At 45.6% G+C, this 6,314-nt stretch carries 7 protein-coding genes; 2 read left to right on the plus strand and 5 right to left on the minus strand.

The window, feature by feature from the left end:
* The 3 genes from GVY04_22775 to ubiE all read right to left on the minus strand — a co-directional run.
* A partial coding sequence (locus tag GVY04_22775; protein NBD18852.1) for a DUF445 family protein occupies window positions 1–771 on the minus strand: 771 nt, incomplete at its 3' end.
* A 208-nt stretch (window positions 772–979) separates the two neighbouring features.
* Window positions 980–2,632 carry a hypothetical protein gene (locus tag GVY04_22780; GenBank protein ID NBD18853.1) on the minus strand — a complete coding sequence of 551 codons (1,653 nt, stop codon included), beginning with the start codon at window positions 2,630–2,632 and terminating at the stop codon, window positions 980–982.
* A gap of 93 nt (window positions 2,633–2,725) precedes the next feature.
* The gene (gene ubiE / locus GVY04_22785) at window positions 2,726–3,430 is read right to left on the minus strand and encodes a bifunctional demethylmenaquinone methyltransferase/2-methoxy-6-polyprenyl-1,4-benzoquinol methylase UbiE (GenBank protein ID NBD18854.1); all 705 of its coding nucleotides are present in this window, start codon (window positions 3,428–3,430) and stop codon (window positions 2,726–2,728) included.
* Window positions 3,431–3,613: 183 nt separating this feature from the next.
* Here ubiE and GVY04_22790 point away from each other — a divergent pair, with 183 nt between their 5' ends.
* On the plus strand, window positions 3,614–4,393 hold the full coding sequence (locus GVY04_22790) for an MBL fold metallo-hydrolase (GenBank protein NBD18855.1): 780 nt from the start codon (window positions 3,614–3,616) through the stop codon (window positions 4,391–4,393).
* A gap of 12 nt (window positions 4,394–4,405) precedes the next feature.
* Here GVY04_22790 and GVY04_22795 read toward each other — a convergent pair whose 3' ends face one another.
* The gene (locus tag GVY04_22795) at window positions 4,406–4,579 is read right to left on the minus strand and encodes a hypothetical protein (protein ID NBD18856.1); all 174 of its coding nucleotides are present in this window, start codon (window positions 4,577–4,579) and stop codon (window positions 4,406–4,408) included.
* Between GVY04_22795 and GVY04_22800 the strand changes: the two genes are divergently transcribed.
* Window positions 4,579–5,304 (plus strand): triose-phosphate isomerase, encoded by a 726-nt coding sequence (locus tag GVY04_22800; protein ID NBD18857.1) that lies wholly within the window; start codon window positions 4,579–4,581, stop codon window positions 5,302–5,304. The genes GVY04_22795 and GVY04_22800 overlap by 1 nt on opposite strands.
* Window positions 5,305–5,367: 63 nt before the next feature.
* On the opposite strand, the gene GVY04_22805 is transcribed toward GVY04_22800, so the two are convergent.
* A partial coding sequence (locus tag GVY04_22805) for a CCA tRNA nucleotidyltransferase (GenBank protein ID NBD18858.1) occupies window positions 5,368–6,314 on the minus strand: 947 nt, incomplete at its 5' end.

Here is a 6,314-nt window from a genome sequence, read left to right on the forward strand (position 1 = left end):
CCACTCCCGAAGCCGAGAACGAAATTCAAGAGTTAACACGAGTTCTCGAATTCTCATATTTGCCGTTTCTTTTTCATCTAAGCAAAAGGCACGCAAGCGATGTAAGGTATTGCGAAGTCCAAACAAATTGGCAACGACCCAATACGTCCCACTGGATTTTTCCCGAAAGGTTTCATCAATGACTTGGATATTGCGATCCGTGAGCAGATCAATAATAATTTGTCGGAGGCGATTGGGAGGAAGAACCACATCGATCAACCAATCCGAGAGCTGTTTGGCTTGGGTATCGGTAAAGCGAAAATCAATGAGAACCTGATCAAAAATTTGGTTAATTTGTGCTTCTAAAAAATCTTCTCGTCGCGCTAAAACTTTGACAAGACGCGGTAAAGATTCGCTAAATAAATCGCGTAGAACTTTCCCTAAAACTTGAGCACTTTTTTCCTGTTTATCTTGTCCAACTTGTTGTAAAGAAGATCTTAAAAGCCAGGAAATTGCTTCTTTTACCCGTTCTGGATGCAACAGACGACGCGCAATTTTTTGTAATTCATCAGGGGTTAAAAGAGACCCCATGATTGTATTCGCAACCCGTTTAGCGAGATTCGCTTGGTTACGGGGAATTAAACCGGGAGTGAAGGGAAGACGCCGGTTTCCAATATAAATGGGTTGGTAAGGGCGAAACAGCATTTTGATGGCGATGTCATTGGTAAAATACCCAATCACTGCACCCGCCACCGGTGGAACAACAAGTAACCCAAGTTCAGAAAAATTCAAAGTTAAGACGCGTTAATTAGCAGTACACTCTTTCCATTTTAAGCAGGCTTAGTGATCACTAAAACCCCCATAAGTGGCAGCGAACTAAGCTCGATTAACCGCGGCTGACCCCAAGTGTCATTGAATTGAAGATGAGATCGTGCTATCAACTAATTTTCCCAAACGTTTACTTTTTTTAAGGTATTGCTCTTTCTCTTTTCATAGAGAGTTAGAAGCGTGATGCTGTGAGAACAATATCAGCATACTGCCATGCTTCGCGAAAACGACGCTGTATCTCATTGGCTTCTTCAGTCTTACCCTGGCGCTGGAACACTGCTAAAAGACCAAATAGCGACCATCCGTTGTTTGGAAAGTTGACCAAATCCTCTTGATAGATCGTTTCTGCACGCTGTAATTCTCCTGCTTCTAAAAGCACTGCCCCTAAAGCCTGACGGGTTGGGAAGTGCCAAGTCGGTGGTTCGTCGTATTTCAGGGCATCTTCCTGTTTCACTGCTTGTTCAAGTGATTGGATAGCACTGGGAAAGTCGCGGGCAGCAGCAGCAATTTCGCCAGCCAGGGAATGGGAGGCAATCTCAAGAATATGCTGACTTTTGTTAATGTCCCAGACCGTTACCCACTTCAAACTCGGATCCTCTCTCAGATAATCTAATTGGTTGCGCTCTTTGTGAGCAGCATCCAGGTTACCCTTACGAGTATGGGCGATTCCTCTGGCATAGTGCCACACAGATCGAGGGTAAATTAAATCCTCTGCTGGCTCTTCCCAACTGAGAATCTCATTCCAGTGGCCAAACCGTACTAGGGTATAGAGAGGTGTAATCCAGTAGTGTTGTAGAGTCGTTAAGGAAAGCTTGCGCATTTCATCTCTATCAACCATTGCTGCCATTTCTTGAGCCAATTGCATAGCCAACTGACTACGCCCTTCCAAAGTGGCTGTAAACCAGCCAAAATGATAATTGTGGGGCCTATAAGCTAAGCGGTATACACCTTGGACATCTACCTGCTGGAGATAATTTTGATCGGCTGCGATCGCGCGCTGATTAGCTAAGGTTGCTTCATGGTAAAGACCCAACCGAATATAAATATGGGAGGGCATATGAACTAGATGACCTGCTCCTGGCACCAAATTTTCGAGGCGCTTGGCTTCTTCTAGCCCCTGTAAGGGATGGGCAGCTTCTACGGCATGAATCAGCAGATGATTGGCCATGGGATGGTTGGGGGCGCGTTGCAAGATCCCCTGCAGTAAATTGAGGATAGTTTGGGTTACTGCTTTCGGTTTGCCTCCGGCGAGCCAGTAATCCCACGGGGTTGTATCCATTAAAGCTTCCGCATACAGGACTTGTGCATCGAGGTCATTGGGATAGCGGGTAGCAACGTCTTTCATTGCCTCAGCAAAAGCGCGATCCAGTGATGAACGATCCACCACTGCTTCTGGACGATAACGGGCAGCTAGCGCATTAATATAAGCTTTTTCTCGGTCGCTTACTCCCTCTACTTTTGCCTTTGCCTTTTGCAGTAATTCCCAAGCCTCAGGAATATTTTCCGGATCCATCGCTCCATTAATGTTAGGACCGAGTACCCAAGCAGCTCCCCACCAAGCCATTGCGCAGTTGGGATCAAGCTGGGCAGCTTGTAAAAACGAGCGGTGCGCTTCGGCATGATTAAATGCAAACGCCCAGATCAACCCCTGATCAAAATAGCGTTGCGCCAACTCCGAATTCGTCGTAACACCATGGTGATGATTGCCTAAGCCTTTAAATAGAGGGGCTTGTTTCGTGTTTTTTTGAGCACGAGCGCTAAGAGTCGATACTTGTGTCAGCATTAATGTCGCGAATAAGGTTTTGATTGCGGTTCGCCGTTTCATGGGAATTTGCTTCCTGTGGTTGAAACAGTTTACACTTCTTGCTGAGGAAAACAATGGCTCCATTTTAAGCAGTATTTGCAATCGCTAAAACCTTTATTTAGATTTTCTAAGCACTAAAACCCCCATAAGTTCCAGCGCGATCGCGTAATGTTTAACTTTTGTAAAGCCGATCGCTCGTGCTAGACTTTCTTGTTCTTTCCCTTGTGGAAACCGATCTAAACTGGGACTAATATAAGCATAATCGTCTTTCAGTCCTAATCGTTCTGCTGTCGGAACCACCCACGTTTGCAAATACCACTCCTGAAACTGCCATAGGAGGGCATTATAGGGACGATGAAAGTCTAAAATAGCAGCAGTGGCACCCGGTTTTAAGACGCGATATAACTCTTCTAGACAACGGGAAATATTCGTTACATTTCGTAAGCCGTAACCGATGGTGGCACAATCAAAGTAATGATCGGAGAAGGGAAGATTCAGTGCATCTGCTTCCATCCACTGCATGGGAACGGATATGCCTTGTTGACGTTGACGAGCGATTCCCAATTGTTCCGAGGAAAAATCAGCCCCAATTACTGTACCGGTTTTACCGACATATTTAGCCAGCAAGAACGCTAAATCGCCACTGCCACAACACAAGTCGAGTGCTGTGTCTCCCGCTTGCGGATTTGCCCATTTTACTGCCATCCGCTTCCAAATCCGATGTTGCCCGAAGCTCAAGTTGTCGTTGAGTTGGTCATAAACCGGGGCAATGCGATCAAAAATACCTTGAATATCAGCAGAAGTTGGAGAGTTGGTCATTGGTCATTGGTCATTTGTCATTAGTTTGTTATCACTCCTTTTCGATTTCTGTTTGTCTTCCCCTTCTTCGCAACTGATTACTGCCGACAGAATAAATTCTATTCCAGGGGTGATGATCACTTCAAACAACTATGGTTAGTTAGAAAATAAGAAGTAACAAAAATTAAAAATTATTTGACAACTATGCAATTAACTTATCTCGGTTCCAACAGTTGGCTTTGGCAATGGGAAAACCTTAATATTTTAGTCGATCCCTGGCTAGTTGACGATCTCGTTTTTGCCAACTTAACTTGGCTCTTTCGCGGGATTCGTCAGGAAAAGCCGCCTCAATTGCCTGAACGCATTGATCTCATCTTACTCTCCCAAGGTTTAGAAGATCATGCCCACAAACCGACGCTAAAAATGTTGGATAAAACAATTCCCGTTGTCGGTTCTCCCAATGCAGCAGAAGTAGCGGAGGATTTGGAATTTGAAACTGTCACCGCTTTGCCTCATGGTGAAACTTACACGTTACAGGAGAAAATTGAAATTCGCGCCCTTCCCGGTGCGCCCATTGGGTTAGATCAAGAAAATGCTTATCTGCTGACGGCATTAACCCCACAGCAGCGACTCTACTACGAACCGCACGGTTTCCCCCCAGAAGAGCTGAAGGAATATTCTCCGGTGGATGTTGTGATTAATCCGATTGTGAATTTAGAACTTCCCCTCGCCGGTGCCATTATCAACGGAAAAGAAAGTGCGGTCCAACTGGCGCAATGGTTAAAACCGCAAGCGATTATTGGCACGGCTGCTGGTGGAAAAATTGACTTTGAAGGAGTCTTACTTTCGTTACTGAAAGCAAATGGAAGCGCCGAAGAAGTCCGTTCTCACCTCCAACAAAACGATCTCAACACCGAAATCATTGAACCCCAGCAAGGAGAACCGATTACCCTCTTAGAGCAAGAAACAGAAGTACACCATTGACCTCCTCCCCCGTTAAACGCTTCGCGCTATAATGGGGGGTTCGGGAGAACCAGTTACCTGTTCCTCCATCCACTCAAACAACGAAAGTTGTCGGGGGTCTTCTCGCCGCATTAAGATAATTTGGAAGCATTTGCCGTTGGGAGATAAACTAAGTTGTGCAAGATGATTAAAAAAGGGTAAAGACATTGCGAAGAATTGTTATTGCTGGCAACTGGAAAATGCACAAAACCCAAGCAGAATCCTTAGAGTTTCTGCAAAGTTTTCTCCCGCAACTGGAGAATACCGCCGAAGATAGAGAAGTGATTTTATGTGCCCCTTATACCGCTTTAGGGGTAATGTCGAAAAATTTACATGGCACTCGCGTTCGGATTGGGTCGCAAAATGTTCACTGGGAAGAATCAGGGGCATTCACCGGAGAAATTGCACCGAGTATGTTAACCGAAGTGGGCGTTACCTATGCTGTAGTGGGACATAGCGAACGGCGTCAATATTTTGGCGAAACGGATGAGACGGTTAATTTCCGCGCCCGTGCTGCGCAACAAGCAGGGTTAACGCCTATTTTATGTGTTGGTGAAAGTAAAGAACAACGGGATGCTGGTCAAACAGAAACAGTCATTAAAGAACAACTGAAAGCGGATTTAGTCGGGGTTGATCTCTCGAAACTCGTCATTGCTTACGAACCGATTTGGGCAATTGGAACCGGAGATACCTGTGAAGCAGAAGAGGCAAATCGAGTGATTGGCATGATTCGTTCCGAGTTAAGTAGTGGGGATGTTCCCATTCAATATGGCGGTTCGGTCAAACCGGCGAATATTGATGAAATTATGGCACAGCCAGAAATTGATGGCGCTTTAGTCGGTGGCGCAAGTTTAGATCCGGTGGGATTTGCTCGTATTATTAATTATCAATGATTTAACCCCAACGAAACAAATCCGTGAAGAATTAGAAGGGTAGGGGTGAACAGGGGTTCGCCTCTACGATACCCAAGATCGAGCTAAGGTTAAGGCTTCGTCTTTCGTTCTGATTCTCCCTTCAATGGCAGCAATTTGGAGTTCCGTGAGGAGTTCACCAATTTTTGGTGAAGGAGAGAGAGGCAGCGATCGCAGCAAGTCTTGTCCACTCACTAATGGTTGAGGATACGCAACTGGATCATTTGGGTTCAAATAACGCTCAATTAGGGGATCAACGGATTCAAGGCTTAATCCCTTGGCAACCGCTACTAACAAAATGACTGGAAATACTTTCCCTGCATCTCGGAAGAAAAAGTATTGATCGCGCACAGTCATCTCTGCAATCTTATTTCCTAATAAACGAGGCAGAAGGTTTAAAGCCGTTGTAACTGTGCGAATTTCGGCCCGAGAGTACTTTAACTCGGTGAGTTGACGTTCTGCCACTTCTGGAGATGAAGATACTAAACAGGCTAATTTGGCAAGGGCTTGTAAGGAATCGGATTCTCCACCGACATTGTTTTCCCAAATGGAAGGCAAAGTGGGATAGTGTTGACTTAAGTCTTCCTTCGCAATATCTATCTTTTGTACTTGTTCTACTTCTTTTTGGGTGAGACTGGGAAACCAAGTCGAAAGCAGACCATCTTCCCAAGCTTGCTGTAAATAGAAACTGCCATGGGATGCAGCGAGGAGATAAGAGAGTTCCGTTTGAATGCGTTCGGCTGCCACCTCCTGCAAACAAGGTGCAATCTCGCGGATGGTTTCACGGGTGGTTTCGTCAATGGTAAAGTTCAGTTGAGCCGCTTGTCGATAAGCACGCAGTAAGCGTAAAGGATCGTCTCGCAAGTTGGCCGCAGAGACCATTTTGATCACCCCTGCCTCTAAATCCTCTTTCCCATTAAGGGGATCGATAAGCTGTTCAGTCTGGAGATGATGCGCGATCGCGTTGATGGTAAAGTCTCGACGCCGTAAGT

The sequence above is a fragment of the Cyanobacteria bacterium GSL.Bin1 genome (assembly GCA_009909085.1).
GTDB lineage: Bacteria > Cyanobacteriota > Cyanobacteriia > Cyanobacteriales > Rubidibacteraceae > Halothece.